This is a genomic window from Bradyrhizobium sp. NBAIM08 (assembly GCF_020193935.1).
Classification (GTDB): domain Bacteria; phylum Pseudomonadota; class Alphaproteobacteria; order Rhizobiales; family Xanthobacteraceae; genus Bradyrhizobium; species Bradyrhizobium yuanmingense.
The window spans coordinates 1-448 of record NZ_JADYVR010000350.1; the positions used below are offsets into that span (position 1 = coordinate 1).

A 448-nucleotide genomic window follows, 5' to 3' on the forward strand; every position below is an offset into this window, starting at 1 on the left:
TGCCCGACCGCATAACGGCCTTTTTCATGCAGTAGTCCCTGCTCGCCAACAATTTCGTATACCGAGATGTGGTGAGATTTTTGCCCGGCGGCAATCAGATACTTGCCGCTGTGATCAACATTGAAGCCGCGCGGCTGGGTTTCCGTTGGCTGGAAGCCTTCTTTACTCAACACGCTGCCATCTTCCGAAACGCTGAAAACGGTAATCAGGCTGGCGGTACGGTCGCAGGCGTATAAATGGCGACCATCCGGGGTGATATGAATATCAGCCGCCCAACGGGTGTCGGAGAAGTTTTCCGGCATCATATCCAGCGTCTGGACACATTCGATATTACCGTGCGGATCTTTCAGTTCCCAGACATCCACTGAGCTGTTTAACTCATTGACGCAATACGCATATTGTTCGTTTGGATGGAATACCATATGACGCGGGCCGGCCCCTTCAACGG

The 448-nt window shown here is 52.7% G+C and carries 1 protein-coding gene; it reads right to left on the reverse strand.

Annotation, left to right across the window (positions count from 1 at the left end):
* The coding region (locus I6F37_RS39855; RefSeq protein ID WP_225154357.1) for a beta-propeller fold lactonase family protein at positions 1-448 on the reverse strand (448 nt) is incomplete at both ends.